Raw genomic sequence first — 25,661 nt, forward strand, 5'->3', positions numbered from 1 at the left:
CGATTCGGCTGATGATCGTCCGGCGCGCTGGCTTAGCGCGGCTGGCATTTGCAAAGTCAGCCACCCCGCATGACCCGTTTTGCAGGCGTTTTTAGTTTGCAAACGGATCCGGCATATATTTGCTACATTTTGCCACGTGGCTCCGACCTGCTCCGCTAACATTGTTGCGCGCGCCCCTGTCCGCTGCGTAACAAGCGGCAGGAGTGAGGAGACACGATCATGTCGTATCGCGATACCTATGCCGCCTGGCAGGCGGATCCCGAAGCATTCTGGATGGAGGCAGCCGGAAAGATCGATTGGGATCGTCCGCCCAGCCGCGCCTTCTTCAACCAGGGACCGGCAGGGGAATGGTTCGCGGACGGCACCCTCAACGCCTGCTGGAACGCGGTGGACCGGCATGTCGAGGCCGGGCGCGGCGACCAGGTGGCGATCATCCATGACAGCCCGATCACCCGGTCGATGCGCGGCATCACCTATCGCGAATTGCGCGACCGGGTCGCCAGCCTTGCCGGTGCGCTGCGCGCCAAGGGCATCCAGAAGGGCGACCGGGTCATCATCTACATGCCCATGGTTCCCGAGGCGTTGGAGGCGATGCTGGCCTGCGCCCGGCTGGGCGCGATCCATTCGGTCGTCTTCGGCGGCTTCGCGGCGCATGAGCTGGCGGTCCGCATCAACGACGCCACCCCGAAGGCGATCATCGCGGCATCCTGCGGGGTCGAGCCGGGCCGGGTCGTCCATTACAAGCCGCTTTTGGACCGCGCCATCGAGGAAGCGACCCACAAGCCCGATTTCTGCGTGATCTTCCAACGGGAACAAGAGGTCGCGGAACTGACCCCCGGCCGCGACGTGGCCTGGCACAGCTTCCAGTATGGAGTCGAGCCCGCCGAATGCGTCCCGGTCGAGGGGAACCATCCGGCCTATATCCTCTATACCTCGGGGACCACGGGCCAGCCGAAAGGCGTGGTGCGCCATACGGCCGGGCATCTGGTCGCGTTGGCCTGGACGATGAAGAACGTCTATGACATTCAGGCGGGCGACGTGTTCTGGGCGGCCTCGGACGTGGGCTGGGTCGTCGGCCACAGCTATATCTGCTATGGCCCGCTGACGGTCGGCGCCACCACCATCGTGTTCGAGGGCAAGCCCGTGGGCACCCCCGACGCTGCCGCCTATTGGCGGGTGATCCAGAACCACCGCGTCAAAAGCGTGTTCAGCGCCCCCACCGCGATCCGCGCCATCCGCCGCGAGGATCCCGAGGGCAAGCTGATCGAGGACTATAACCTGCGCCATTTCAAGACGCTGTATCTGGCGGGCGAACGCGCCGATCCCGACACGATCCAATGGGCCGAGCAAAAGCTGGGCGTCCCGGTCATCGACCATTGGTGGCAGACCGAAACCGGCTGGCCCATCGTCGCCAACCCGGTCGGGATAGAGCTTCTGCCGGTCAAGCACGGCAGTCCCTCGGTCGCGCTGCCGGGCTATGACGTGCAGGTTCTGGACGAGGCTGGCCACCCGGTCCCGGCCGGAACGCTGGGCGCGGTCGCGATCAAGCTGCCCCTGCCGCCCGGCACCCTGCCGACCCTGTGGAATGCGGAGGATCGGTTCAGGAAATCCTATCTGTCGCATTTCCCCGGCTATTACGAAACCGGCGACGCGGGCTATATCGACGAGGACGGCTATCTCTACATCATGGCGCGCACCGACGACGTGATCAACGTCGCAGGCCACCGCCTGTCCACCGGCGCGATGGAGGAGGTTCTGTCCGCCCATCCCGCCGTGGCCGAATGCGCGGTGATCGGCGTGGCCGACAGCCTCAAGGGACAGATGCCGCTGGGCCTCTTGTGCCTGAAGAAGGGCACGAACACGCCCGACGCCCAGGTCGTGAAAGAGGTCGTGGGCATGGTCCGCGACCAGATCGGCCCCGTCGCCGCCTTCAAGACCGCCTGCGTGGTGGACCGCCTGCCCAAGACCCGGTCGGGCAAGATCCTGCGCGCGACGATGGTCAAGATCGCCGATGGCGAACCGTTCAAGACCCCCGCGACCATCGACGACCCGGCGATCCTGGACGAAATCGCCGCGGCCCTACGCGCGGTCGGCTATCCGCAGGCCGCAATCTAACAAAAGTTCCGTGAACCATCAGGGCGTCCCTGCGTTCCCGTCGCGGAGGCGCTCTGATGACACGAAAACCGACCCGACTGATCGACCACATCCATCTGCGGGCCGCAGATTTCGACCGGGCCAGCAGCTTTTATCTGGCGATCTTCGAAGCCTTGGGCCGGGCCGCCGACGCCCATGCGGGTCGCGACTGGGTCGAGTTGGACGAGTTCTATCTGGACCAGGCCGACGCCAATACCCCGCCCAGCCACATCCACTTGGCCTTCCGCGCGCGATCCCGAGCCGAGGTCCAGGCCTTTTACGCCGCAGGCCTGAAGGCGGGCGGCACCGACAACGGGGCGCCGGGGCTGCGCGATTACCACCCCGGCTATTACGCCGCCTTCTTGCTGGACCCTGACGGCAACAATATCGAAGCCAAGTTCGACGAACGCGACACCTAGCCCAGATCGGCGCCCAGCCCCTGCATCAGCGGCAGGAAATCCGGGAAGGACGTGGCGATGGGCGATCCGTCGTCCACAGAAACCGGCGCCTGGGTCGCCAGCCCCAGCACCAGGAAGGACATGGCGATCCGGTGATCCAGATGGCTGACCGCCATGCCCCCGCCGGGAACCTGCGCCATGCCGTGAACGGTCATGCTGTCCTTCGTCTCGTCGACCCGGACGCCGTTCGCTTCCAACCCGCGCGCCATCGCGTCGATCCGGTCGCTTTCCTTGACGCGCAGTTCCGCCACGCCGTTCATGACCGTCGCGCCTTCGGCAAAGGCCGCGATGACCGACAGAATCGGAAATTCGTCGATCATGCTGGCCGCGCGGTCGGCGGGCACCGTCACGCCCTTCAGCGGGCCATGCCGGACGACCAGATCGGCAACCGGCTCTCCGCCTTCCTCGCGCGTGTTCTCAAAGGCGATGTCGGCCCCCATCTCCAGCAGGGTGACATACAAGCCGTCGCGGGTCGGGTTGCGGCTGACGCCGGGAACGCGGATTTCCGACCCCGGCACGATCAGCGCCGCCGCCACCGGGAAAGCCGCGCTTGAGGGATCGCGCGGCACCGCGACCGGCTGGGCGCGCAGTTCGGGGCGGCCTTGCAGCGTGATCACATGGCCTTCGGCGGTCGTCTCGGTGCGGATGTCGGCGCCGAACCCGGCCAGCATCCGTTCGGAATGGTCGCGGGTCGGCTCCGCCTCGATCACCACGGTTTCGCCCGGCACGTTCAGCCCCGCCAGCAGGATGGCCGACTTGATCTGCGCGCTGGCGACGGGCGTACGGTACCGCACCGGCAGCGGATCGGCCGCGCCCTGGATGGTGATGGGCAGCCGCCCGCCCTCGCGCGCGGCGATCTGCGCGCCGAACAGCGCCAGGGGGTCGGTCACGCGCGCCATGGGACGGCGCGACAGGCTGGCATCGCCGGTGAAGGTCCCGGTGATCGGCGTCGTGGCCATGGCGCCCATGATCAGCCGCACCCCGGTCCCCGAATTGCCGCAGTCGATCACGCCTTCGGGTTCCGAAAACCCGCCGACGCCGACGCCGCGGACCGACCATTCACCCTCGGCCAGCCGCTCGACCTGCGCGCCGAAAGCCGCCATTGCCTTGGCGGTGTCCAGCACGTCCTGACCCTCCAGCAGGCCGGTGATCCGCGTCTCGCCCACCGACAGCGCGCCCAGGATCAGGGCGCGGTGGCTGATCGACTTGTCGCCGGGCACCTGGGCCACGCCCCGCAGCGGGCCGCTGCGGCGGGCGGTCATCGGGCGGGGATCAGTGGAATGAGACATGGGCACACCTGTTGATTGCGCAAACCTTTTATCGCTGGCGCGCGGCCTCTGCCACCCCTAGAACCGCCGGAACAGGAGGGTCCGATGATCGAACTGGACGCGTTGATAGCCCAGGCGGATGCCGAAAAGGCCGGACAGATGGCCGCCTATCACAAGGCAGCGCGGACCTATCTGGGGGTGCCCAATCCGCAAATCGACGCCCTGGTGGCAGACTGGCGCGCGTCCCGCGATCTGGACGGCCGGATCGCCCTGGCCCGCGACCTGTGGGCCAGCGACATCCACGAGGCCCGCATCGCGGCCGCCAAGCTGCTGACCCAGGCCCGGATCCGGCCCGACAATGCCGTCTGGTCGCTGATCGCGGCCTGGGCGCCTGATTTCGACGGCTGGGCCATCGCCGATGCCGCCATGATCGCCGGGCAGAAGCGGCTGGTGGCCGATCCCGCGCGGCTGGACCGGGTCGAAGGATGGCTGGATCATCCTAACAAATGGACCCGCCGCGCCGCCCTGGTGGGCACCCTGCCCTGGGCCAAGATGAACAACCCCAAGCCCGACGACATCGCCACCCGCGAACGCGTCCTGGACTGGGCCGCGCGACTGGCCGATGATCGCGACTGGTTCATCCAGAAGGCCATCGCCTGGTGGCTGCGCGACCTGTCCAAACGCGATGCGCCCCGCGTCCGGGCCTTTCTGGCCGACCACGGGGCACGGATGAAGCCCTTCGCGCGCAAGGAAGCCCAACGGCCGGTTCAGGAGCGATAGACCTCGATCGTAGGCAGGTCGGTCAGCGACACGCCCAGCAATTGCAGGGCTGGCAGCGATACCTGCGATCCCCCGCTGGCCGGGCCGTCCAGCGGGATCAGATCGACCTTGGCGGATTTGCCGGTCGCCGGATTGACGATCCGGCCCAGCCCGCGTTCCTTGACCAGCGGCGTCTTGATCCAGAACCCGCCTTCGGACGGATTCCCCAGCGAGGCGATGGTGTTGCCCAGCTTCGTCTCGGCCGCCTCGGCGGGTTTGGCGGCGGCGGCGCGCTGTTCGGGGGTGGTGGTATCCAATTGCGCCGCCGTCGCGCGGGCCGCCGGACGCGGCGCGCGCGCGCGGGTGATGGCAGTCGCCGCTGCCACTTGTTCGGTGGTCATCTGCGTCTGCGGGGCGGCGGCTTCGGACGCCGGTCGGTTCGCGGTCATCGCCCCCTGGGTGCAACCCGCCAGCAAGGTCGCGGTCAGGATCAGCGGCGGCGCGACGGTGATGATGCGCATGGATTGTCCCTTCTGTCGTATAATCAGCATCGAACCTAGCCTGCATGGCGCGATCCCGTCCACAGCCAGTCGCGGCTTGTGTGCGGCCCCGCGCGCCCCTAGATTGGGGGGATGCAGAACGCGGCCCCCCTTATCGACCCTTTCGCGCGGCCGATCACCTATCTGCGGGTATCGGTGACGGATCGCTGCGATTTCCGCTGCGTCTATTGCATGGCCGAGCATATGCAGTTCCTGCCCAAGGCCGACCTGCTGACGCTTGAGGAATTGGAGCGGCTGTGCGGCACCTTCGTCGATCTGGGCGTCAGAAAGCTGCGCATCACCGGGGGCGAGCCTCTGGTCCGACGCAACATCATGAGCTTTTTCCGGGCCATGTCTCGGCACCTTGGCCGGGGCCTGGACGAATTGACTCTGACCACGAACGGCAGCCAGCTTGGCCGATATGCCGGTGAGCTGGCCGATTGCGGCATCCGTCGCGTGAACGTCTCGCTGGATACGCTGGATCCCGACAAGTTCGCCGCGATCACCCGCTGGGGCCGCCTGCCCCAGGTGCTGGACGGCATCCGCGCCGCACAGGCCGCCGGGCTGCGGATCAAGATCAACGCCGTCGCGCTGAAAGGCGTGAATGACGCAGAATTGTTCGATCTGGTCCGCTGGTGCGGCAACCAAGGCCACGACCTGACCTTCATCGAGGTCATGCCGATGGGCGACTTGGGCAACGAGGATCGGCTGGAGCAGTATTGGCCGCTTTCGGACCTGCGCGCCCGGCTGGCGGAACGCTTCACGCTGACTCCACTCGCCGAACGCACCGGCGGCCCGGCCCGCTATGTCCGCCTGCAGGAAACCGGCCAGAAGATCGGCTTCATCACGCCGCTGACCCATAATTTCTGCGAAAGCTGCAACCGCGTCCGCCTGACCTGCACCGGCGAATTGTTCATGTGCCTGGGGCAAGAGGACATGGCCGACCTGCGCGGCCCGCTGCGGGCATCATCCGATGACAGGCTTCTGAAAGACGCCATCCACGCCGCCATCGCGAAAAAGCCCAAGGGCCATGATTTCGACTATTCCCGCCAGACCGTCGCGGGCCAGATGACCCGTCATATGAGCCATACGGGGGGGTGATGGCTTGACAAATTAGCGCGCTATCTTGCTAAGTCGCATGCCTCCCGAAACCGTGCTTGTATCCATCTACCTGTATGTCTCCCTATCTCGATCGCCTGTAATTCTGGGAGAACATGTGGGTTAGGAACCTGATAAACTGCTCCATCACGGCTCTTGATGCTCCGCAATTCGATGTAATGACATTTCTCTTGAAAAGCCGCCTTTGGGATCGAACTTTTGGCCACTCTGCCATCTTCCACTTTCAGAGAGAAGTCCGGTAGCCTTCTACTGATGCCATCATTTCCGATTAAAGTGTTTCGGTCAAAGATCACATTGACATTGCCACTCACAGATAAAATGGATCCAAACGTGACTGCTCTGTGCACAACCCTGCGTTCCTCCTCAAATACATGTACATCAGCATCCCGAGCCACCTTTGCATATTGCAAAATTGGATCGCGTTTTTGATCAGGGTAAAGCTTATCCGACCACTTTTTAGAGGGTCCAGCATCAGTCGCACGCCGCATCGCAGAAACTGAATTGACATAGTGACCAAGAAGTCCCGACCATGCGCGCCTTAGCTTGGCAGTTTCCTTGGTATTTTGAAGTTCTTCAAGAAAATCGTTATGATATTCAATTTCAACTTCGGCATTTCTAAGGATTTTCTCCCAGCCTAGCCTCACCGACCTTCTCCTTAGCCATATAGAGACACACTAGTCTACTCCGCCGCCGTCTGCGCCCCTGCCTCGTCCTCGATCTTCTGCGCGCGTTCCTCGACCAGCTGCACGATATGATCGACCATCTGGTCGTTGGTCATCTTGTGGCTCTGCCGCCCGGCCATATAGACCATGCCGCTGCCTGCCCCGCCGCCGGTGAAACCGATATCGGTCATCAGCGCCTCGCCCGGACCGTTGACGACGCAGCCGATGATCGACAGCGACATGGGGGTCTTGATGTGTTCCAGCCGCTTTTCCAGCCGTTCGACCGTCTTGATCACGTCGAAGCCCTGCCGCGCGCAGGACGGGCAGGAGATGATCTGCACCCCCCGCGTCCGCAGGCCCAGGGATTTGAGGATCTCGAACCCGACCTTGACCTCCTCGACCGGGTCGGCGGACAGGCTGACGCGGATCGTGTCGCCGATCCCGGACCACAGCAGGTTGCCCAGGCCCACGGCGGATTTCACCGTGCCGCCGACGAATCCGCCCGCCTCGGTGATGCCAAGATGGATCGGAGCGTCGGTGGCGTCCGCCAGTTGCTGATAGGCGGCGGCGGCCAGGAACACGTCGCTGGCCTTCACGCTGATCTTGAATTCGTGGAAATCGTTGTCCTGCAGGATCTTGATGTGATCCAGACCGGATTCGACCATCGCGTCCGGGCAAGGCTCGCCGTATTTCTCCAGCAGATGCCGCTCCAGCGATCCGGCATTCACGCCGATGCGGATCGAGCAGCCGTGGTCCTTGGCGGCCTTGATGACCTCGCGCACGCGGGCGGCGTCGCCGATATTGCCGGGGTTGATGCGCAGGCAGGCCACGCCCGCCTCGGCGGCCTCGATGGCGCGCTTGTAGTGGAAATGGATGTCGGCCACGATCGGCACCGGGCTTTCGCGGCAAATCTCGCGCAGCGCCCGCGTGGTTTCCTGGTCGGGGGCCGAAATCCGCACGATGTCGGCGCCCGCATCGGCCGCCCGGATCACCTGGTCCAGCGTCGCGCGCACGTCGTGGCCGTCCGTATTGGTCATGGTCTGCACGCTGATCGGCGCGTCGCCCCCCACGGGAACGCGGCCCACCATGATCTGGCGCGACTTCCGACGCTGAATGTTGCGCCAGGGACGGATCGGGTTCAGCGACATGGATGCCTCCGCAGGTTCGCCCCTTGCAGATAAGCCATCAAGGCCAGGGCGGCAACCGCCGCACGGGGCTTTGATCGCTCAGGCAGGCAGGCGCAGCGCGGTCATGACGCTGGCCAGCGTGCTGCGCGGCAGCATCAGCAGCATCTTGCCCTCGATCCGCAAGGTCACGACCCCGTTCGCCCTGTTCGAGGTGCCGACCCGCCCGCCCGGCGCGAATTCGATTCCCTCGATCGGCCATTCCAACCCGGTGCTGATCCCGCGCGCCGGCCCCATCGGATACAGCGACACCCGCGTTCCCGGCATCAGCGGCAGGGTCAGCCGGGGGGGCGCGACAAACACCACATCGTCAGAGGCCAGCATGATCACCAGCGGCCGGGGCGTGGAAGCCATCGCGGTCAGCGCCGACAGCGTGTGATCCAGCCGCAGCCCGGAAAAGCCCACAGCCATCACGAAGGGCGCGGCGATCCGGGTCAGGCATTTGGTGAAATCGGTGCTGTCCTGCTCGGCCACATGATGGATGCGCCCGGCCGGGATCAGCTTGCGCGCGCCCGCCGTGATGCTGTCCAGATCGCCGATCACCCAATCGGGCGGTTGCCCCAGGGCAAGCGCCCGGTCCGCGCCGCCATCCGCCGCGACCAGCGTCGGAGCCACCGCCAGCGCGGTTTGCAGGTCATAAGGGGTGGCGAAACCGCCGCCGATCACGGTGACGCCCCGGTCGGAAATGACCAGGGGCGGGATCATTCCTCGCGCCCGATGCCGGAGAAGATCCGCTTGAAGGGCAGGATCCACAGGACGCCAAGGCCGACATAGATGGCGATCTCGACCAGGATCGGCTGGCGGCCGAAGCGCGCGTCCATCCAGTTGACCAGCGTCACCGCCGCGACGATGTACAGGGGCAGCCCGACCACCAGGATCAGCAGCGACAGCCTCTTGCGCGTCTTCAGGTTCATCGGCGCTGCCCTTTGCCTTGGTCCAAATATCCCGAGGGTCGCCGCTTCAATCCGCGAAAGGATCCGTCACCAGGATCGTATCGTCCCGTTCCGGGCTGGTCGAGAGCAGCGCGACCGGGCACTGGATCAGTTCCTCGACCCGGCGTACATACTTGATCGCCGCCGCAGGCAGGTCGGCCCAAGACCGCGCGCCCTGGGTCGATTCGTGCCAGCCGTCCATTTCCTCATAGATCGGCGTGACCCTGGCCTGCAACGCGGCGGCGGTCGGAAGATAGTCGTATTTCACCCCGTCGATTTCATACCCCACGCAGATCTTCAGCGTGTCGAAGCCGTCCAGCACATCCAGCTTGGTCAGCGCGATGCCGTTCACGCCGGAAATCGCGCAGGTCTGGCGCACCAGCACCGCGTCGAACCAGCCGCAGCGCCGCTTGCGGCCCGTGACGGTGCCGAATTCATGGCCGCGCTCGCCAAGCCGCTGCCCGTCCGCGTCGTGCAGTTCGGTCGGGAACGGGCCTTCGCCCACGCGGGTCGTATAGGCCTTGACGATCCCCAGAACGAAGCCGATGGCCGACGGCCCCATGCCGGTCCCCGATGCCGCCATCCCCGACATGGTGGTCGAACTGGTGACATAGGGATAGGTGCCGAAGTCGATGTCCAGCAGCGAACCCTGCGCGCCCTCGAACAGGATGCGCTTGCCGGCCTTGCGGGCGTCGGCCATGATCTTCCAGACCGGCTGGGCATAGGGCAGCAGCTTCGGCGCGATCTCCATCAGCTTGGCCTTCAGCTCGGCCCGGTCGATGGGGGTGGCGCCCAGCCCCTGGCGCAGCGCGTCGTGATGGGCCAACAGCCGGTCCAGGCGCGCGTCCAGCGTTTCCTCGTCGCCCAGGTCGGCCACGCGGATGGTGCGGCGGCCCACCTTGTCCTCATAGGCGGGGCCGATGCCGCGCCCGGTGGTGCCGATCTTCGCCTTGCCTGCAGCTTCCTCGCGCAGCTTGTCCAGATCCTGGTGCAGCGGCAGGATCAGCGGGGTGTTTTCCGCGATCATCAGATTCTCGGTGGAAATCGCCACGCCCTGCGCGGTCAGCTTGTCGATCTCTGCGAACAGCGACCACGGGTCCAGGACGACGCCATTGCCGATCACCGCCAGCTTGCCCGCCCGGACAATGCCCGATGGCAGCAGCGACAGCTTGAAGACCGTGTTGCCGATGACCAGCGTATGCCCGGCGTTATGGCCGCCCTGGAAGCGGGCGATGACATCGGCCCGTTCGGACAGCCAATCGACGATCTTGCCCTTGCCCTCGTCGCCCCATTGCGCGCCGACAACCACCACATTGGCCATGAACGGTCCTTCCATTCCACGAAAAAGTCCGGCGCCGGGTCTAGCGCAAGGCCGGGCCGGGGGAAAGCCGCGATTTGCCGCCCTTTCCCTTTCGCCCCGCAGCGATTAGGGTCGCGGCCGGATTGGAAAGGTGCAGGCATGTCGTTTTTCACCAAGCTGCGGGATCGGCTGACGCGATCCTCCGCGAAGATCGGCGAAGGATTGGACGGCATTGTCGAGGCCGCGCCCCAAGCCGCCGAACCCGCCCCCGCGCCTGTTCCCGCGCCCGCGCCCGGTCTGGTCGGCCGCCTGTTCGGCACGACCCCCGCCAAGCCCGAGGAACCGCGCCGTGCGCTTGACGACGAGATGCTGGAGGAACTGGAGGACATGCTGGTCCAGGCCGATCTTGGCGTGGACACCGCGCTGCGCGTGACGGCCAACATCGCCGAGGGCCGGATGGGCCGCCGCCTGTCCTCGACCGAACTCAAGGAACTGCTGGCGGCCGAGATCGCGCGCATCATGACTCCGGTCGCCCGCCCCCTGCCCCTTTATCCCAAAAAACCGCAAGTCGTGCTGGTCGTGGGCGTGAACGGCGCGGGCAAGACCACCACCATCGGCAAGCTGGCCAGCCAGTTCCGCGCGGCGGGCAAGTCGGTGATGATCGCGGCGGGCGACACTTTCCGCGCGGCGGCGGTGGAACAGTTGCAGATCTGGGGCCAGCGCGCGGGTGTGCCGGTGATGGTCGCGGCCCAGGGCAGCGACCCCGCCAGCCTCGCCTTCGACGCCATGTCCCGCGCCGAATCCGAAGGCGCCGACCTGCTGATGATCGACACGGCGGGCCGCTTGCAGAACCGCCAGGATCTGATGGAGGAACTGGCCAAGATCGTCCGCGTGATCCGCAAGAAGGATCCGACCGCGCCGCACAACACGCTGCTGGTGCTGGATGCGACCACGGGACAGAACGCGCTGAACCAAGTGGAAACCTTCCGCCAACTGGCGGATGTGTCAGGCTTGGTGATGACGAAGCTGGACGGCACGGCGCGCGGCGGCGTTCTGGTGGCCCTGGCCGACCGCTTCGGCCTGCCCATCCATGCCATCGGCGTGGGCGAACAGATCGACGATCTGGACGCCTTCGACGCGGACGATTTCGCCCGCGCCCTGGTCGGCCTTTAGCGGACAGGCCGGATGACGCCATCCGGCCCGCTCCGGGGTCAGAGCCTGTCCTGAATGGGCGAGCCGTCCTTTTCCTCGAACAGCTGCGCGGCGTTGGCCGCATCGGCGGACAGCCACAGCTTGCCGCCATCCACCGACGAAACGTTCGCCAGCGGCAGATAGTGGTGGTGGTCCCTGGACTGGCCATGGGCCTCGTCCTTGCGGGTCAGCTTGATGCGGTCGCCGTCCATGTGGTCCACCTTGCCCACATGCACGCCGTCGGCGCCGACCACTTCCATATGTTCCTTGATCTGGCTTGCATCGACCATGTCGCTTCTCCTGTACTCGGCCGTTATCGGCAGATGACAGGGTGACAACGCCACACCGGGCCAAGGCGATCCATCGACCGCGCAGGACCAGCGTTTATGCGGCCAGACGCGCCAGAAAGGCCTGAACCTCGGGGGATTCCATCGCCCGGCGGCCCGCGAACAGCGTGGCCTGAGACCGCAGGATCGGTTCCTCGGCCAGGATCTTCAGGTTGTTGGCCCGCAGCGTTTCCCCGGAGGATGTGATGTCGGCGATGGCCTCGGCGGTCTGGTTGGCCACCGTGCCCTCGGTCGCGCCCTGCGAATCGACAAGCTGGTAATCGGCGACCTCATGCGCGGCCAGCCAGGCGCGGACAAGCCGGTGGTATTTGGTGGCGATCCGCAGCCGGAAGCCATGCGCGGCGCGGAAATCGCGGCAGACGGAATCGAAATCGTCCAGGCTATCGCAATCGGTCCAGCATTCCGGCACCGCCAGGATCAGGTCGGCATGGCCGAATCCCATCGCCGTGACCTCGGCCACGTCCGAAGCCCAGCCCGCCAGCTTCTCGCGCACCAGGTCGGTGCCGGTGACGCCCAGTTCGATCCGGCCCGCCGCCAGGTCGCGCGGGATCTCGCCCGCCGACAGCAGCACCAGCGTGACGCCCTCGGCACCCTCGACCCGGCCGGCATATTCACGGTCCGAGCCGCTGCGCGACAGCCGGACGCCGCGATCCGCGAACCAGTCGAAAGTCTGCTCCATCAGCCGCCCCTTGGACGGCACGCCCAGCCGGATCATGCCGCAGCCTCCAGTTCGGCCAGCACGCCGGGGCGGATGATGCCGCCGACCGCCGGGATCTCGCGGCCCTTGCCCAGCATCCGCGTCAGCGCGTCATAGCGCCCGCCTGACGCGACGGGCGGCAGGCCGGGCCGCGTCGCAAGGAAACTGAAGGTGAAGCCGTCGTAATATTCCATCGTCGTGCGGCCGTGGCTGGCGTCGAAGATCACACCCGAAGGGTCGATTCCCTGCCCGCCGATGGCGGCAAGCCGCGTCTCGATCCGCTGGACGGCGGGGGCGATGGCGGGCATTTCCCCGGCCAGGTCGCGCAGGGCGGCGACGGCCTGGGGCGCGGGCGCGCGCAGGGCGAACAGCCGCTTCAGCCGGTCCGACCACAGCGGCGGCAAAGGCGGTTCAGTCGCATCGGCACGCAGCCGGGCGATGCGGGCCTGCATTTCATCCTCGCCGCGCAGCCCGGCCCAGGGCGCGGTGACGGCGGGAAAGTCGCGCGGCGCGACCGGCGCCGAGAACCGATCCAGCAGCCGCTGGAACCGCCCCGGCCGCCAGATGTGATGCAGCAGCGCCGCGCGCCGCGCGTCCGACACCGGCAGCCCCCGCACCGCGTCCATCAGCAGCCCCATGTCGCCGGTTTCCGCCGACAGGCCATAGGGCGCCAGAAGCCGATGGAACAGCGCGAACACCTCGGCATCGGCGCCGGGATGGCGGGAAAACAGCTCCAACCCGCATTGCAGGTATTCGTTGTCGCGCAGGTGTTCGGGGCGTAGGTCGCCCATGTCCTGCTTGCGGAACACCTCGCCCAGGTAACAGTATCGGGCGGGTTCGGCGCCGTTTTCCATATGCGCCTGCACCACCGGCACGGTGAAATCGGGGCGCAGCATCATCTCGCCCCGGATCGGGTCTGCGGTGACATAGGCGCGGGCGCGGATGTCCTCGCCATACAGATCCAGCAGCGCGCCCGCGGGCAGCAGGATGTCGGGCGCGACCTCGACCGCGCCCGCCGCGCGGAACGCCGCCAACAGGCGCTGGCCCAGGGCCTGCTTGTCGCGCTTGGGGATCATGACAGGATCCGGCGCACTTCCGCGACCAGATCGGCCCGAGGAACCTCGGTCTGAGCGGGCTGGGCCTTCCACTCGTCCAGGCTGGCTTCGGCGGCGATGCGCGCGCCCAGGACCAGATCCTTGACCTGCACGACGCCGCGCGCGGCCTCGTCGCCGCCCTGGATGACCGCCACCGGCGCACCGCGCTTGTCGGCATATTTCAACTGATTGCCGAAGTTCTTGGGGTTGCCCAGATAGACCTCGGCCCGGATGCCCGCCGCGCGCAGATCGGCGGCCATGGCCTGGTAATCGGCCATCCGGTCACGGTCCATCACCGTCACGACCACCGGCCCCTGGGCCTCCTCCCCCGCCAGCCCCTTGGCGCGCAGCGCGGCCAGCAGCCGATCCACACCGATGCTGACGCCGGTCGCGGGAACCTTCTGGCCGGTGAAACGCTCGACCAGCCCGTCATAGCGCCCGCCGCCCGCGACCGACCCGAACTGCCGCTTCCGGCCCTTCTCGTCCAGAATCTCGAAGGTCAGTTCGGCCTCGAACACCGGGCCGGTATAATAGCCAAGCCCCCGCACGATCGACGGATCGACAATCGCACGATCCTCGCCCACGCCCATCGCCGCCAGCATCTCGGCGATCTGGGCCAATTCGTCCACACCTTCAGCGCCGATGACCGATCCGCCCACCGCTGCGCGCAGGTTTTCCAGCGTGGCCGCATTGTCCGACCCTTTCGAGGTCAGGAAGGCCAGCACCGGCGCCGCCTGCGCCTGGGACAGCCCCACCCCTTCGATCTCGGCGCCGCTGTCATCCTTGCGGCCCACCGTCAGCAGCGCCAGCACGCCGTCACGGCCTACCTTGTCGAACTTGTCGATCTGACGCAGCACGTCGTCGGCCTGGTCAGGGCGCACCTCGGCCGCCTCGAGGACGCCGTTCAGAACCTTGCGGTTGTTGATCCGCACGATGTAATCGCCGCGCGCGATGCCCACGGCCTCCAGCGCATCGGCCAGCATCGCGCAAATCTCGGCATCCGCCGCCACGCTGGCCGACCCGACCGTATCCGCATCGCATTGATAGAACTGCCGGAACCGCCCCGGCCCCGGCTTTTCGTTGCGCCAGACCGGCCCCATCGCATAGCGGCGGTAAGGCGAGGGCAGGTCGTTGCGGAACTGCGCCGCCACCCGCGCCAAGGGCGCCGTCAGATCGTATCGCAGCGCAAGCCAGTCGCCCGACCCGCCGCCGGGCACGGCTTCCTCTTGCCAGGCAAAGACGCCGGCGTTCGGACGGTCCACGTCCGGCAGGAACTTGCCCAAGGCCTCGACCGTCTCGACGGCACTGGTTTCCAGGGGATCGAAACCATGGCGGTGATAGATTTCTGCGATCCGGTCCAGCATCGCCTTGCGTTCGGTCACGTCCGCGCCGAAATAGTCGCGAAAGCCCTTGGGCGTTTCCGCCTTGGGACGGGGCTGTTTTTTCTGATCTTTCGCCATGGTCCTGCCTTTCCGGCCAATCCGTGGCTGCCTTAACCGAAGGGGCCGATATGGACAAGAACGCCGACAACCGAATCCGCGCCGTCGAGGAAACGCTGGCCCACCTGACCCGCGTGACCGACGACCTGAACGAGGTCATCGCGCGCCAGGACGCCGAGATGGCGATCCTGACCCGTCGGGTGGAAATGCTGATGCGCTTCGCCGCCGAACAGCAGGCCGAGGCCGAAGGTTCGATCCCGCTGGCCGACCAACGCCCGCCGCATTGGTAGGCTCTTCACCTTTGCTTAAATATCCTCTGGGGGTCCGGGGGGCGAAGCGCCCCCGGCTTCTTCACCCGCGCATCTGCCGGAACAGGCTTGCCAAATGTTCGGTGGACGCATCATGCCCCGGCGCGCCCTCGCCCTTCAGCAGGGGTTCCACCTTCAGCGCCAGCTCCTTGCCCAGTTCCACGCCCCACTGATCGAAGCTGTTGATCCCCAGGATCACGCCTTCCACGAACACCCGGTGTTCATACAGCGCGACGATCTGGCCCAGCGTGAAGGGCGTCAGCTTCTCGATCAGCAGCGTGGTCGAGGGGCGGTTGCCGGGAAACACCCGGTGGCGCGCCTGGCGGTCCAACTCCGCGCCTTCCAGCCCCTTCGCGACCATCAGGGCGCGCGCCTCCTCCAGCGTGCGGCCGCGCATCAGCGCCTCGGACTGCGCCAGGCAGTTCGCGGCCAACAGGATGTGGTGATGCGCCAGATCGTCCTCGTGTCCCTTCGCGGCCAGGATGAACTCGCAGGGAACGGGCGTCGTGCCCTGATGGATCAGTTGATAGAAGGCGTGCTGGCCGTTGGTGCCCGGCTCGCCCCAGACGACCGGGCCGGACACGACTGTCAGGTCGGACCCGTCCATCGCCACGCGCTTGCCGTTCGATTCCATTTCCAGCTGTTGCAGATAGGCGGGCAGCCGCAGCAGGCGGTTGTCATAGGGCAGCACCGCGCGGGTCGGATAGCCGCAGACCTGGTGGTGCCAGATGCCGACCAGGGCCAGCAGCACCGGCAGGTTTTCGGCCAAGGGCGCGGCGCGGAAATGCGCGTCCATCGCGGCGGCGCCCGCCAGGAATTCGTCAAAGCGTTCGTCGCCGATGGCCAGCATCAGCGACAACCCGATCGGCCCCCAGACGGAATAGCGCCCGCCGACCCAATCCTCGAACCCGAAGACGCGGCTGGCGTCGATGCCGAATTCCGCCGTCCTGCCAGTGGCCGAGGACAGCGCCACGAATTGCGCCGTCGGATCGGTCACGGTGCGGCCCATCCAGTCGCGGGCGGTCTGGGCGTTGGTCATCGTCTCGATGGTGGTGAAGGTCTTGGACGCGACAATCACCAGCGTCGTCGCCGGGTCCAGGCCCTTCAGCGTGTCGGCGATGTCGGCGCCGTCCACATTGCTGACGAAATGCGTGCGCGGCCCGTCATGATAGGGGGCCATCGCCAGCACCGCCATATAGGGGCCAAGGTCGGACCCGCCGATGCCGATATTGACCACATCGGTGATCTTGCCGCCCTGTCCCGTGAAAGCGCCCGACCGCACGTCGCGGGCGAAATCGGCCATGCGATCATGGGTTTCGCGCACGGCGGGCATCACGTCCTGACCGTCCACTGTCACGCTGCCGCGCAGATTGCGCAGGGCGGTGTGCAGGACCGCACGGCCCTCGGTCTCGTTGATCTTCTGACCCGAGAACATCGCCTCGCGCCGCGCCGCCACATCGGCACTTTCGGCCAGTTCGATCAGCAGGTCGCGCGCGCCCTTGTCGATCATGGTCTTAGACCAGTCGAAAACCAGGCCGTCGGCCTGGGTCGCAAAGGCGCGGGCGCGGGCGGGATCGGTGGCGAACAGGTCGGTGATCCGCGTATCGTGCTGCGCCGCGCGATAGGCGCCCAGGCGGGTCCAGATGTCGGTCATTCGGGAAGGCTCCTTCGGGCGGATCATTCGGCCCAGTGAACAGTCGCGTTGTCCAGGAAGGCGCGGATCGGCGCCTGGATCGGATCCAGCTTCTGCGCGCGCTCCAGCGCCTCGCGCTTTTCCGGTCCCATCAGCAGGACATGGATGTTCATGGCATCGGCAAGGGCGGGCCGGGTCAGGGTGACGCGCGGCTCCTCGGCGCCCTCGGCGCGGATCGGCAGGACAAGGGGGGCGTCGGCGGCCAGCCCCTCGGCCAGGCGGTCGGCGCCGGGGAACAGGCTGGCGGTGTGCATGTCGTTGCCCATGCCCAGCAGGACGACGGTGATCGGCAGATGCGGGCGGATCGTCTCGGCCAAGGCGGGGGCGGCCTCGTCGGGCGTGGACGCCCCCGTGTAAAGGTCTATGTAGTTCGCAGCGGCCGCCCGGTCGCGCAGCAGGTGGCGGCGCAGCAGGCGGCCGTTCGACCGCTTGTGGTCGCCGTCCACCCAGCGTTCGTCGCCCAGAAACACCGTGACGCGGGACCAGTCGATATCGGCCCCGCTCAGCGTCTCGAAGACCAGGGTGGGCGAGGTGCCGCCCGGCACGCAGAGGCTGGCGGCGTCGCCCGTGCGCAGTTGCTGCGCCAGCTGCGAGGCGATCTGGTCGGCCAGCGACAAAGCCAGCATCTCCCGATCGGGATATTCCTTCAATTCCATGGTCATGCGCGAATTTCCCTCCATCGGCGATTGTCCCGATGCATCAGGCGCAACGCCTCCTCGGGGCCAGAGGATCCCGCGTCATAGGGTTCCGGCCGCCGCTTGCTGTCTTCCCAGGCGGCAATGATCGGATCCGTCCAGGCCCAGGCGGCCTCGACCTCGTCGCCGCGCATGAACAGGGTCTGGTTGCCGCGGATCACATCCATGATCAGCCGTTCATAGGCATCGGGCATGTCGCTGCCATCCGCGCCAAGCGCCTCGGCGAAGGACATGTCCAAGGGCACCTGCACCAGCCGCATTCCCCCCGGCCCCGGTTCCTTGATCATCACCTTGAGGTTCATACCCTCGTTCGGTTGCAGGCGGATGACAAGCTCATTCGCCTTGGGGGCCCCGCTGTCGTCGAAGATCGAGTGCGGCGGCTCGCGGAACACGATGGCGATCTCGCTGGTGCGGGCCCGCAGCTTCTTGCCGGTGCGCAGATAGAAGGGCGTGCCCTGCCACCTCCAGTTGGAAATGCAGACCTTCATCGCGACATAGCTTTCGGTCCGCGAATCGGGGTTTTCCGAATCCTCGACATAGCCGCTGGACTTGCCGTCGCCCTGATACTGACCGCGCACGATGTCGCCCGGCTCGACCGGCTGGAGCGCGCGGATCACCTTCAGCTTTTCGTCCCGCACCGCGTTCGGGTCGAAGTGATAGGGCGGCTCCATCGCGATCAGGCACAGAAGCTGCATCATGTGGTTCTGCACCATGTCGCGGATCGCGCCGGACTTGTCGTAATAGCTGCCGCGCCCCGCTACGCCCACGGTTTCGGCCACGGTGATCTGGACGTGATCGACATATTGGGAATTCCACAGCGGTTCGAACAGGATGTTCGCGAACCGCACGGCCATCAGGTTCTGGACGGTTTCCTTGCCCAGGTAATGGTCGATCCGGTAGATCTGCTCCTCGTCGAAATGGCAGGCCAGGGTCGCGTTCAGCGCGCGGGCGGTTTCCAGGTCGCGACCGAATGGCTTTTCCACCACGATGCGGCTGTTGCGGTCGGCGATTCCGTGGCTGGCCAGCCGACTGGCGATGTCGCCGAACAGCGCCGGCGCGACCGAGAAATAGAAGGCATGGACCGCGCCGGGCCGGATCCGCGATTTCAGGTCGGTCCAGCCGCCCTCGCCCTTGGCGTCGATGGGGGTATAGCCCAGCAGTTCCAGGAACTGCGCCAGGTGCGGATCGTCGGCGGAAATGCCGCCGAATTCCACGATGGCCTTCGCGGCCTCGGACCGGAAGGCGGCATCGTCCTGGTCCGTCCGCGCCGCGCCGATGATCCGCGCGCTTTCGGGGATCTGTCCCGCGACGAAGCGACGGAACAATCCGGGCAGGATCTTGCGCTGAGCCAGATCGCCGGTGGCACCAAAAATCACCAGATCGAAGTCATCGACCGGAATGACGCGCGAGACCATGCTGTCCTCCTTGAGGTTGGGGATCGCCATATCTCTTGTTAGCGTTAACAGCAACTCGGATCAACCTTTCAGCGCTTTGGCAAGCCGGGGCAGGCGGCTGCGTTTCAGCATCTGGGCGACGGTCATGTCGCCGCCTATCGCCGCAGCCTTGTCGCGCGCGGTCCCCACCGCCAGGGCCACAGCGCCGGGATCGGCGGCGTGCAGATCCAGCAGGAAGGCGTCGGGATGGATGGCGCGCAATCCAAGCCCCGCCATCAGCCCCAGGGGAAAGTCGCGCAGGTTGGCGGTGACGACCAGGCTTGCGCGCCCCGCCAGAGCGGCCTCGACCACATGGCGGTCGGCGGGATCGGGGAAGTCCGCGTCGATGGCGGCCACCCCGTCGTTAGGCATCGCCGCATCGGGAAAGCGGTTGCGCAGCAGCGCGATCTCGGCCCCCGCCACAGCCTCCTGATCGCCGCCCAGCCGGGACGCGGCGGCGCGCCATTCCGCCAGGATCCGGGGGGACCACAGCGGCGTGTAAAGCCCCGCGCCTGCCAGATCGGTCAGGATTTCCCGCAGGACGGTCGGGAACAGGACATTGGCGTCAAGGACCGCGCGCATCAGTCCAGCCGGAAGAACAGCGCCTTGAGATAGCCGGTCTCGGCCAGTTGCGGCAGCGTCGGGTGATCCGGCCCGGCCTGGCCGGTATGGATCAGCACCCCGCGCCGCCCGCCGCGCCCGATGCCCCGCGCGCTGACATTGCGGAAGGCGGTCAGGTCGGCCGCGTGGCTGCAACTGCACAGCACCAGATAGCCGCCGGGAGCGACCAGCGGCGCCGCCAGTTTCGCCACGCGTTCGTAGGCGCGCAGGCCCGCCTCCAGGGCCGGTTTGGCGGGGGCGAAGGCAGGCGGGTCGCAGACCACCAGATCGAATCGGCGGCCATCCAGGGCCATCTGCTCCATCGCCTTGAAGGCGTCGGATTGCACGGTTTCCAGGCGGTCGGCGGCATTCATGCGCGCTGCCCCGCCCTGGGCCAGTTCCAGAGCCGCCGCGCTGCCGTCCACGCAGGTGGCACGGGACGCCCCGGCCGCCAGGGCCGCCAGCCCGAAGCCGCCGACATGGCTGAACACATCCAGCACCGATGCTTCCTTCGCCAACCGCTGCGCGAAGGCGTGGTTGGGTCGCTGGTCGAAGAACAGCCCGGTCTTCTGCCCGCCCATCAGGTCGGCCAGATAGGTCGCGCCGTTCATCGGCACCGCCACGGGTTCGGCGGGCGCCTGCCCGCGCAGAACCTCCATCCGCTCCTCAAGACCCTCAAGCCCGCGCGCCCGGCTCTGGCCGTTCAGGATCACCGTGGACACGCCCGTGACCCTGATCAGCGCATCGGCCAGGTCGTCGGCCATCCGGTCCGCCCAGGCCGCGTTCGGCTGGATCACCGCCGCATCGCCGAAGCGGTCGATCACCAGGCCCGGCAGCCCGTCCGCCTCGGCATGGACCAGCCGATAGAACGGGGCGTCATACAATCGTTCGCGCATCTGCAAGGCGCGCGCCAACCTGGCCGCCAGCCAGGCGCCGTCGATCCGGGCATCGGGGTCGATGTCCATCACCCGCCCGACGATCTTGGAGTTGGGATTGACCGTCACCAGCCCCAGGGGCTTGCGTTCGGCATCCTCCAGCACGGCGAAACCGCCCGGCGCGATGGCGCGGCTGCGGCGGTCCAGCACCGCCTCGTCGGCGAAGACCCAGGGAAAGCCGTGGCGGATCGCCTGGGGCTTGGATTTCGGGCGCAGGCGCAGCACGGGCAGGTCGGTCATCGGATCATCCTTTCGCGCCCGGATCTGGCATGGCGCCCGGCCCGGCACAAGGCCGTCGCGCGATCCCCGCCGCCGCGACAAGCACAGTTGAACCGTTAACGCTAACATCGTATATACTCTTTGGAAGAAGGAGCCAGCCATGACCCTGCACGCCACCATCGACCGCGTTACCGACAGGATCCGCGTCCGATCCCGGACCACGCGGGACGCCTATCTGACCAAGATCGCCCGCGCGGCCGAGGATGGTCCCCGCCGCGCCCATCTGTCCTGCGGCAACCAGGCCCATGCCTATGCCGCCATGCCCGACAAGGGCGACCTGGCCCTGTCGCGCAAGCCGAATATCGGCGTCGTCACCGCCTATAACGACATGCTGTCGGCCCATCAGCCCTACGAGCGTTACCCCGATCTGATCCGCCGCGCGGGCAATGCGGCGGGCGCCACGGTCCAAGTCGCGGGCGGCGTCCCCGCCATGTGCGACGGCGTGACCCAGGGCCGCGCGGGGATGGAGCTGTCGCTGTTCTCCCGCGACGTGATCGCCCTGGCGGCGGGCGTGGCGCTGTCGCACGACTGTTTCGACGCCGCGCTGTATCTGGGCGTCTGCGACAAGATCGTGCCGGGCCTGGTCATGGCCGCCGCGACCTTCGGCCATATCCCCGCCGTGTTCCTGCCCGCCGGTCCGATGCCTTCGGGCCTGCCCAACGACGAGAAATCCCGCGTCCGCCAGCAATTCGCGGCGGGCGAGGTCGGGCGCGACGCGCTGATGGCGGCCGAGATGGCGTCCTATCATTCCCCCGGCACCTGCACCTTCTACGGCACCGCGAACAGCAACCAGATGCTGATGGAGTTCATGGGCCTGCACCTGCCCGGTTCCAGCTTCGTGAACCCCAACACCCCGCTGCGCGACGCCCTGACCGTCGCGGGCGTCGAACGCGCCGCCGCGATCACCCGCCTGGGCAACGACTTCCTGCCCGCAGGCGAGATTCTGGACGAAAAGGCCTTCGTGAACGGCATCGTCGGCCTGATGGCAACGGGCGGATCCACGAACCTGGTCATGCACATCCCCGCCATGGCCAAGGCGGCGGGCATCCTGATCGACATTCAGGACTTCCACGACATTTCGGAATCCGTGCCGCTGATGGCGCGCGTCTATCCCAACGGATTGGCCGACGTGAATCACTTCCACGCGGCGGGCGGCATCGGCTACATGATCGGGCAGCTGCTGGACGCGGGGCTGCTGCATCCCGACGTGAAGACCATCAACGGCACCGGCCTGGACGGCTATACCGCCGAGCCGAAGCTGGACGGCGACCGCATCCGGTGGGAGGAAGGATCCCGCCAGACCCTGAACGACAAGATCCTGCGTCCCGCCCACGATCCCTTCGCCCGCACCGGCGGGTTGAAGCAGCTTCAGGGCAACCTGGGTCGCGGCGTCATCAAGGTCAGCGCCGTCGCCCCCGAACGCCATGTCATCGAGGCGAAGGCGCGCGTCTTCTCCGACCAGGAGCAGGTCAAGGCGGCCTTCAAGGCGGGCGAGTTCACCGAGGACACCATTGTCGTGGTCCGCTTCCAGGGGCCGCGCGCGAACGGGATGCCCGAACTGCATTCGCTGACGCCGATCCTGGCCGTGCTTCAGGACCGGGGCTTCAAGGTGGCCCTGCTGACCGACGGCCGCATGTCCGGCGCCTCGGGCAAGGTTCCCGCCGCAATCCATATCTCGCCCGAAGCCTCGGCCGGCGGCCCCTTGGCCCGCGTCCGGGACGGCGACCTGATCCGACTGGACGCGGTGTCCGGCACCATCGACTGCCTGGCCCCCGGTTTCGAAGCTCGCCCCGCCGCAGCCTTCGACCCCGCCCCCAGCAGCCAGGGCATGGGCCGCGAGCTGTTCGCCGCCTTCCGCGCCGTCGCTGGCCCCGCCACCGAGGGCGCGGGCGTGGTCGTGTGATCTTGGACCTTGGCTGGCAGCGCGGCCGCCGAGGCCGCGCTTGTGCCCCAGGTGGCACCCGATGCAATCGTCCTCCTAGACGGAGCGCATCACTACAAAGCCATCGCTAAGGCCCGCGGGATCACCTTACCCAGTGCCCATCGAAGGCCGCCGTGGATCCCGGACGCCCAGGCTCATCACCTCAACAGCGTCGATGGGCTGCATGTGGAATGGAGACACTGGTTTCGCAAGATCTGGCGTGATCCGGCGACAAATAACCTCGACGGCTACACACTCTGGATGGCAGCCCGTCGAGGCGCCGATCCGCTTGCTGAGATTCCCAAGGCTAAGTGCTTGCCCCTACCCGCCGCTCGATCGCCACCCAGATCGCCTCGGCTGCGTTGATCCCGTCGAACCGCTCCAGTTCCTGGATCCCCGTGGGCGAGGTCACGTTGATCTCGGTCAGCCAGCCATCGATCACGTCGATGCCGGTGAAGATCAGGCCCTTTTCGCGTAAGCTCGGGCCGATGCGGCGGCAGATCTCGTATTCGCGCTCGGTCAGGCCGATCTTTTCCGCGCGCCCGCCCACGTGCATGTTCGACCGCGCCTCGCCCGTTTGCGGGACGCGGTTGATGGCGCCGACCGGCTCTCCGTCCACCAGGATGATGCGCTTGTCGCCCTTGCTGACGGCATGGATGTATTTCTGCGCGATCATCGGCTCGCGGCTTATCCCTGCGAACAGTTCCAGCAGCGCCGACAAATTCCGGTCCTCGGGGTCCAGGTGGAAGACCCCTGCCCCGCCATTGCCGTAAAGCGGCTTGACGATGATGTCGCCGTGCCGGTCGCGGAAGGCGCGGATCGCGGCGGGGTCGCGGGCGATCATGGTGGGCGGCGTCAGGTCGGGGAAATCCAGCACCATCAGCTTTTCGGGACAGTTGCGCACCCAGAACGGATCATTGACCACCAGCGTCCCCGGATGCACCCGGTCCAGCAGGTGGGTCGAGGTGACATAGGCCATGTCGAAGGGCGGATCCTGACGCAGCCAGACCACGTCGAAATCGGACAGGTCGACCTCGGCCCAGTCGCCGAAGGCGACGTGGTTGCCCAGTTCGCGGCGCAGCGTGACGGGGCGGCCCCGCGCGATCACCCGGCCCTCGTCATAGCGCAGTTGATCCACGGTGTACTGGAACAGCCTGTGGCCGCGCGCCTGGGCCTCCAGCCCGATGCGGAAGGTGCTGTCGGCAGTGATCGAGACATCCTCGATCGGGTCCATTTGCAGGGCGACATACAGGCTCATGCGGTTCTCCTTGCGGGGGCTGGGATGCTTGTCGCGCGGCGCGGGGCGGGATGCAAGCGTTGCACCGGGCGCGGCGGCGGCGTAGGGGCGGTGAAACCGCAGCGAAAGGACAGGCGATGGCCGACGAGGATTATGGGCACCTCGATTTTTGACCTTTTCCGGTCGCGGGTCGCGGGCTCGGCGGCTTGAAATGGGCGTGATGCCACCCGTCAGTGCCCTTGTGCGCTACGGGGTCTTTGATGCTTTGCCTGTCGCGCGCGGCGTTTCGTGCCGCACGACTTGATTTCCGCGCCCCTGGGTTAGCCCGGGCACGGGTTCAGGCGGCTCAGCTGGCCGAGGCGGCGCATGTTGTAAGCGAGGTTCTTCATCCCGATCTTCGCCTTCGCCCGCACCATGCCGATCGTGCGCACCAGCGTGCCGCCCATGTCATTGGTCTGCGCGCCGAAGACATGCTCGACCCGGGCACGCACCGAGGATTTGGTCCGGTTGCTGCTTTTGGCCTGCTCGGTCAGCGGCTTGCCGCGCTTGCCCTTGCGGTGGATGTGGCTCTTCAGCTTCATGCCGCGCAGCTTGGCTTCCATCTCCTCGGACCGATAGGCCGGATCGGCCCAGACCCCCGCGCCGGTATTGCCCCGCGTCAGCAGGTGGTCCACCGCTTGGCTGTCATGCAGGGCGGCATCGCTGACATGGTAACGTCTTACCAGCTTGTGCTTCCTGTCCATGCTCACATGGTTCTTGTAGCCATAGTGGGATTTACCGTGCTTCTTGGTCCAGCGGGCATCAACGTCCTTCTGTGACCGCTTGGCCGGTTTGTCGGACCAGCCCTCGGGCACCTCACCGCTCTTGATCGCCTTGTTTTCCTCGCGCGTGTTGTGGTTCTTCGGCACCGGGACGATGGAGGCATCCAGGATCTGCCCTCCCCGCGCGATGTAACCCCGGCGCGCCAGATAGCCGTCGAACTGCTTGAACAGCGCCTCCACCAGGCCCGCCTGCGCCAGCGCTTCGCGATAAAGCCACACCGTCTTGGCATCGGGCACCCGGTCCTCAAGCCCTAGGCCGAGGAACCGCATGAATGACAAACGGTCGCGCACCTGATACTCGATCTGGTCGTCGGACAGGTTGTAGAGCGCGCCCAGGACCAGTGTCTTGAACATCAGAACGGCGTCCATCGGCTTGCGCCCGGCGCGCGACTTCCGCTCCGCATCTGGCTTGCGCCAAACCCGCTCCAGCGTCGGGCGGAACTCCTCCCACGGCACAACGGCGTCAATCTCGACCAAGGGGTCCTTCTTGGCATCCAGGCTCGCATAGCGGTCCGAAAGATCGAAGAAACCCATCTGTGCCATCGTTACGCCCAAGCAGCCGATCACCCCCCGTTCATACCGCAGCAACTCGGGCCGGGCAATTTTTCGAGGTGCCC

Annotated in this window: 25 protein-coding genes; 7 read left to right on the top strand and 18 right to left on the bottom strand. The window is 66.7% G+C overall.

Translation table 11 applies throughout. The annotated features are described in order from the left end of the window. Positions 1 to 219: 219 nt before the first annotated feature. Together ACTJI6_RS17105 and ACTJI6_RS17110 are read left to right on the top strand one after the other, a co-directional pair. Positions 220 to 2,115: a propionyl-CoA synthetase gene (locus ACTJI6_RS17105; RefSeq protein ID WP_440802365.1), complete on the top strand. Its 1,896-nt coding sequence runs from the start codon at positions 220 to 222 to the stop codon at positions 2,113 to 2,115. A 56-nt stretch (positions 2,116 to 2,171) separates the two neighbouring features. Continuing rightward, on the top strand, positions 2,172 to 2,552 hold the full coding sequence (locus tag ACTJI6_RS17110; protein WP_440802367.1) for a VOC family protein: 381 nt from the start codon (positions 2,172 to 2,174) through the stop codon (positions 2,550 to 2,552). Here the strand turns inward: ACTJI6_RS17110 and aroA are convergent. After that, positions 2,549 to 3,880: a 3-phosphoshikimate 1-carboxyvinyltransferase gene (gene aroA / locus ACTJI6_RS17115; RefSeq protein WP_440802369.1), complete on the bottom strand. Its 1,332-nt coding sequence runs from the start codon at positions 3,878 to 3,880 to the stop codon at positions 2,549 to 2,551. The genes ACTJI6_RS17110 and aroA overlap by 4 nt on opposite strands. 84 nt (positions 3,881 to 3,964) lie before the next feature. On the opposite strand from aroA, the gene ACTJI6_RS17120 reads away from it, so the two are divergent. Continuing rightward, complete coding sequence (locus ACTJI6_RS17120; RefSeq protein WP_440802370.1) at positions 3,965 to 4,639, top strand: DNA alkylation repair protein; 675 nt, start codon at positions 3,965 to 3,967, stop codon at positions 4,637 to 4,639. On the opposite strand, the gene ACTJI6_RS17125 is transcribed toward ACTJI6_RS17120, so the two are convergent. Further along, positions 4,627 to 5,139: a hypothetical protein gene (locus ACTJI6_RS17125; RefSeq protein ID WP_440802373.1), complete on the bottom strand. Its 513-nt coding sequence runs from the start codon at positions 5,137 to 5,139 to the stop codon at positions 4,627 to 4,629. The genes ACTJI6_RS17120 and ACTJI6_RS17125 overlap by 13 nt on opposite strands. A 111-nt stretch (positions 5,140 to 5,250) precedes the next feature. Between ACTJI6_RS17125 and moaA the strand changes: the two genes are divergently transcribed. Then, a complete protein-coding gene (gene moaA, locus ACTJI6_RS17130) occupies positions 5,251 to 6,258 on the top strand; it encodes a GTP 3',8-cyclase MoaA (RefSeq protein ID WP_440802374.1) in 1,008 nt (335 codons plus the stop codon). A gap of 20 nt (positions 6,259 to 6,278) precedes the next feature. Here moaA and ACTJI6_RS17135 read toward each other — a convergent pair whose 3' ends face one another. From ACTJI6_RS17135 to ACTJI6_RS17155, 5 genes are all read right to left on the bottom strand, one after another. Next, positions 6,279 to 6,920, bottom strand: a complete 642-nt coding sequence (locus ACTJI6_RS17135) for a hypothetical protein (protein WP_440802375.1) — start codon at positions 6,918 to 6,920, stop codon at positions 6,279 to 6,281. A gap of 35 nt (positions 6,921 to 6,955) precedes the next feature. Further along, positions 6,956 to 8,086, bottom strand: a complete 1,131-nt coding sequence (ispG, locus tag ACTJI6_RS17140) for a flavodoxin-dependent (E)-4-hydroxy-3-methylbut-2-enyl-diphosphate synthase (RefSeq protein WP_126155257.1) — start codon at positions 8,084 to 8,086, stop codon at positions 6,956 to 6,958. A gap of 78 nt (positions 8,087 to 8,164) precedes the next feature. Then, the gene (locus ACTJI6_RS17145) at positions 8,165 to 8,827 is read right to left on the bottom strand and encodes a thiamine diphosphokinase (RefSeq protein WP_440802376.1); all 663 of its coding nucleotides are present in this window, start codon (positions 8,825 to 8,827) and stop codon (positions 8,165 to 8,167) included. Continuing rightward, positions 8,824 to 9,036 (bottom strand): DUF2842 domain-containing protein, encoded by a 213-nt coding sequence (locus ACTJI6_RS17150; RefSeq protein WP_126155255.1) that lies wholly within the window; start codon positions 9,034 to 9,036, stop codon positions 8,824 to 8,826. Before ACTJI6_RS17150 ends, ACTJI6_RS17145 begins: the two co-directional genes overlap by 4 nt. Before the next feature lie 46 nt (positions 9,037 to 9,082). Then, positions 9,083 to 10,375: an adenylosuccinate synthase gene (locus ACTJI6_RS17155; protein ID WP_440802379.1), complete on the bottom strand. Its 1,293-nt coding sequence runs from the start codon at positions 10,373 to 10,375 to the stop codon at positions 9,083 to 9,085. Between the two features lie 138 nt (positions 10,376 to 10,513). Here ACTJI6_RS17155 and ftsY point away from each other — a divergent pair, with 138 nt between their 5' ends. Further along, complete coding sequence (gene ftsY, locus ACTJI6_RS17160) at positions 10,514 to 11,527, top strand: signal recognition particle-docking protein FtsY (protein ID WP_126155253.1); 1,014 nt, start codon at positions 10,514 to 10,516, stop codon at positions 11,525 to 11,527. A 38-nt stretch (positions 11,528 to 11,565) separates the two neighbouring features. Here ftsY and ACTJI6_RS17165 read toward each other — a convergent pair whose 3' ends face one another. From ACTJI6_RS17165 to hisS, 4 genes are all read right to left on the bottom strand, one after another. Next, on the bottom strand, positions 11,566 to 11,835 hold the full coding sequence (locus ACTJI6_RS17165) for a DUF2171 domain-containing protein (protein ID WP_126155252.1): 270 nt from the start codon (positions 11,833 to 11,835) through the stop codon (positions 11,566 to 11,568). 94 nt (positions 11,836 to 11,929) lie between these two features. Next, positions 11,930 to 12,607, bottom strand: a complete 678-nt coding sequence (gene hisG, locus ACTJI6_RS17170; protein WP_440802381.1) for an ATP phosphoribosyltransferase — start codon at positions 12,605 to 12,607, stop codon at positions 11,930 to 11,932. Continuing rightward, entirely contained in the window at positions 12,604 to 13,662 is a 1,059-nt protein-coding gene (locus ACTJI6_RS17175) for an ATP phosphoribosyltransferase regulatory subunit (protein ID WP_440802401.1), read from the bottom strand. Before ACTJI6_RS17175 ends, hisG begins: the two co-directional genes overlap by 4 nt. Beyond that, positions 13,662 to 15,143 carry a histidine--tRNA ligase gene (gene hisS / locus ACTJI6_RS17180; protein ID WP_440802383.1) on the bottom strand — a complete coding sequence of 494 codons (1,482 nt, stop codon included), beginning with the start codon at positions 15,141 to 15,143 and terminating at the stop codon, positions 13,662 to 13,664. Before hisS ends, ACTJI6_RS17175 begins: the two co-directional genes overlap by 1 nt. Before the next feature lie 50 nt (positions 15,144 to 15,193). Between hisS and ACTJI6_RS17185 the strand changes: the two genes are divergently transcribed. Beyond that, a complete protein-coding gene (locus ACTJI6_RS17185; protein ID WP_440802385.1) occupies positions 15,194 to 15,412 on the top strand; it encodes a SlyX family protein in 219 nt (72 codons plus the stop codon). Positions 15,413 to 15,473: 61 nt separating this feature from the next. Here the strand turns inward: ACTJI6_RS17185 and pgi are convergent, their stop codons facing one another. From pgi to ACTJI6_RS17210, 5 genes are read right to left on the bottom strand one after another with little or no spacing between them, the layout of a single operon-like run. Beyond that, entirely contained in the window at positions 15,474 to 17,084 is a 1,611-nt protein-coding gene (gene pgi / locus ACTJI6_RS17190) for a glucose-6-phosphate isomerase (protein WP_440802388.1), read from the bottom strand. Positions 17,085 to 17,107: 23 nt separating this feature from the next. Next, positions 17,108 to 17,779 carry a 6-phosphogluconolactonase gene (pgl, locus tag ACTJI6_RS17195; protein ID WP_440802403.1) on the bottom strand — a complete coding sequence of 224 codons (672 nt, stop codon included), beginning with the start codon at positions 17,777 to 17,779 and terminating at the stop codon, positions 17,108 to 17,110. 2 nt (positions 17,780 to 17,781) lie between these two features. After that, positions 17,782 to 19,233: a glucose-6-phosphate dehydrogenase gene (gene zwf / locus ACTJI6_RS17200; protein WP_440802389.1), complete on the bottom strand. Its 1,452-nt coding sequence runs from the start codon at positions 19,231 to 19,233 to the stop codon at positions 17,782 to 17,784. A 60-nt stretch (positions 19,234 to 19,293) separates the two neighbouring features. Continuing rightward, positions 19,294 to 19,833 (bottom strand): RSP_2648 family PIN domain-containing protein, encoded by a 540-nt coding sequence (locus ACTJI6_RS17205; RefSeq protein ID WP_440802391.1) that lies wholly within the window; start codon positions 19,831 to 19,833, stop codon positions 19,294 to 19,296. Next, positions 19,833 to 21,026, bottom strand: a complete 1,194-nt coding sequence (locus ACTJI6_RS17210) for an RSP_2647 family RNA methyltransferase (protein ID WP_440802394.1) — start codon at positions 21,024 to 21,026, stop codon at positions 19,833 to 19,835. The genes ACTJI6_RS17205 and ACTJI6_RS17210 overlap by 1 nt, the downstream gene beginning before the upstream one ends. A 139-nt stretch (positions 21,027 to 21,165) precedes the next feature. Between ACTJI6_RS17210 and edd the strand changes: the two genes are divergently transcribed. Next, on the top strand, positions 21,166 to 22,968 hold the full coding sequence (gene edd / locus ACTJI6_RS17215; protein WP_440802396.1) for a phosphogluconate dehydratase: 1,803 nt from the start codon (positions 21,166 to 21,168) through the stop codon (positions 22,966 to 22,968). 325 nt (positions 22,969 to 23,293) lie between these two features. On the opposite strand, the gene gshB is transcribed toward edd, so the two are convergent. Continuing rightward, a complete protein-coding gene (gene gshB, locus ACTJI6_RS17220) occupies positions 23,294 to 24,244 on the bottom strand; it encodes a glutathione synthase (protein WP_440802398.1) in 951 nt (316 codons plus the stop codon). 299 nt (positions 24,245 to 24,543) lie between these two features. Further along, the gene (locus ACTJI6_RS17225) at positions 24,544 to 25,587 is read right to left on the bottom strand and encodes an IS5 family transposase (RefSeq protein ID WP_085502601.1); all 1,044 of its coding nucleotides are present in this window, start codon (positions 25,585 to 25,587) and stop codon (positions 24,544 to 24,546) included. Positions 25,588 to 25,661: the final 74 nt, after the last annotated feature.

The sequence above is a fragment of the Paracoccus sp. 22332 genome (assembly GCF_052045125.1).
Taxonomy (GTDB): Bacteria; Pseudomonadota; Alphaproteobacteria; order Rhodobacterales; family Rhodobacteraceae; genus Paracoccus; species Paracoccus haematequi_A.

Excerpts from the sequence above, each read along its gene's own strand:
- ispG (WP_126155257.1), bottom strand. The coding sequence starts at position 8,086 with ATGTCGCTGAACCCGATCCGTCCCTGGCGCAACATTCAGCGTCGGAAG.
- moaA (WP_440802374.1), top strand. The coding sequence starts at position 5,251 with ATGCAGAACGCGGCCCCCCTTATCGACCCTTTCGCGCGGCCGATCACC.
- ACTJI6_RS17205 (WP_440802391.1), bottom strand. The coding sequence starts at position 19,833 with ATGCGCGCGGTCCTTGACGCCAATGTCCTGTTCCCGACCGTCCTGCGG.
- pgi (WP_440802388.1), bottom strand. The coding sequence starts at position 17,084 with ATGACCGACATCTGGACCCGCCTGGGCGCCTATCGCGCGGCGCAGCAC.
- ACTJI6_RS17120 (WP_440802370.1), top strand. The coding sequence starts at position 3,965 with ATGATCGAACTGGACGCGTTGATAGCCCAGGCGGATGCCGAAAAGGCC.
- ACTJI6_RS17155 (WP_440802379.1), bottom strand. The coding sequence starts at position 10,375 with ATGGCCAATGTGGTGGTTGTCGGCGCGCAATGGGGCGACGAGGGCAAG.
- hisG (WP_440802381.1), bottom strand. The coding sequence starts at position 12,607 with ATGATCCGGCTGGGCGTGCCGTCCAAGGGGCGGCTGATGGAGCAGACT.
- zwf (WP_440802389.1), bottom strand. The coding sequence starts at position 19,233 with ATGGTCTCGCGCGTCATTCCGGTCGATGACTTCGATCTGGTGATTTTT.
- ACTJI6_RS17210 (WP_440802394.1), bottom strand. The coding sequence starts at position 21,026 with ATGACCGACCTGCCCGTGCTGCGCCTGCGCCCGAAATCCAAGCCCCAG.
- ACTJI6_RS17125 (WP_440802373.1), bottom strand. The coding sequence starts at position 5,139 with ATGCGCATCATCACCGTCGCGCCGCCGCTGATCCTGACCGCGACCTTG.
- gshB (WP_440802398.1), bottom strand. The coding sequence starts at position 24,244 with ATGAGCCTGTATGTCGCCCTGCAAATGGACCCGATCGAGGATGTCTCG.
- ACTJI6_RS17225 (WP_085502601.1), bottom strand. The coding sequence starts at position 25,587 with ATGGCACAGATGGGTTTCTTCGATCTTTCGGACCGCTATGCGAGCCTG.
- ACTJI6_RS17145 (WP_440802376.1), bottom strand. The coding sequence starts at position 8,827 with ATGATCCCGCCCCTGGTCATTTCCGACCGGGGCGTCACCGTGATCGGC.
- ftsY (WP_126155253.1), top strand. The coding sequence starts at position 10,514 with ATGTCGTTTTTCACCAAGCTGCGGGATCGGCTGACGCGATCCTCCGCG.
- edd (WP_440802396.1), top strand. The coding sequence starts at position 21,166 with ATGACCCTGCACGCCACCATCGACCGCGTTACCGACAGGATCCGCGTC.
- ACTJI6_RS17185 (WP_440802385.1), top strand. The coding sequence starts at position 15,194 with ATGGACAAGAACGCCGACAACCGAATCCGCGCCGTCGAGGAAACGCTG.
- pgl (WP_440802403.1), bottom strand. The coding sequence starts at position 17,779 with ATGGAATTGAAGGAATATCCCGATCGGGAGATGCTGGCTTTGTCGCTG.
- ACTJI6_RS17110 (WP_440802367.1), top strand. The coding sequence starts at position 2,172 with ATGACACGAAAACCGACCCGACTGATCGACCACATCCATCTGCGGGCC.
- ACTJI6_RS17165 (WP_126155252.1), bottom strand. The coding sequence starts at position 11,835 with ATGGTCGATGCAAGCCAGATCAAGGAACATATGGAAGTGGTCGGCGCC.
- aroA (WP_440802369.1), bottom strand. The coding sequence starts at position 3,880 with ATGTCTCATTCCACTGATCCCCGCCCGATGACCGCCCGCCGCAGCGGC.
- ACTJI6_RS17150 (WP_126155255.1), bottom strand. The coding sequence starts at position 9,036 with ATGAACCTGAAGACGCGCAAGAGGCTGTCGCTGCTGATCCTGGTGGTC.
- ACTJI6_RS17105 (WP_440802365.1), top strand. The coding sequence starts at position 220 with ATGTCGTATCGCGATACCTATGCCGCCTGGCAGGCGGATCCCGAAGCA.
- hisS (WP_440802383.1), bottom strand. The coding sequence starts at position 15,143 with ATGGCGAAAGATCAGAAAAAACAGCCCCGTCCCAAGGCGGAAACGCCC.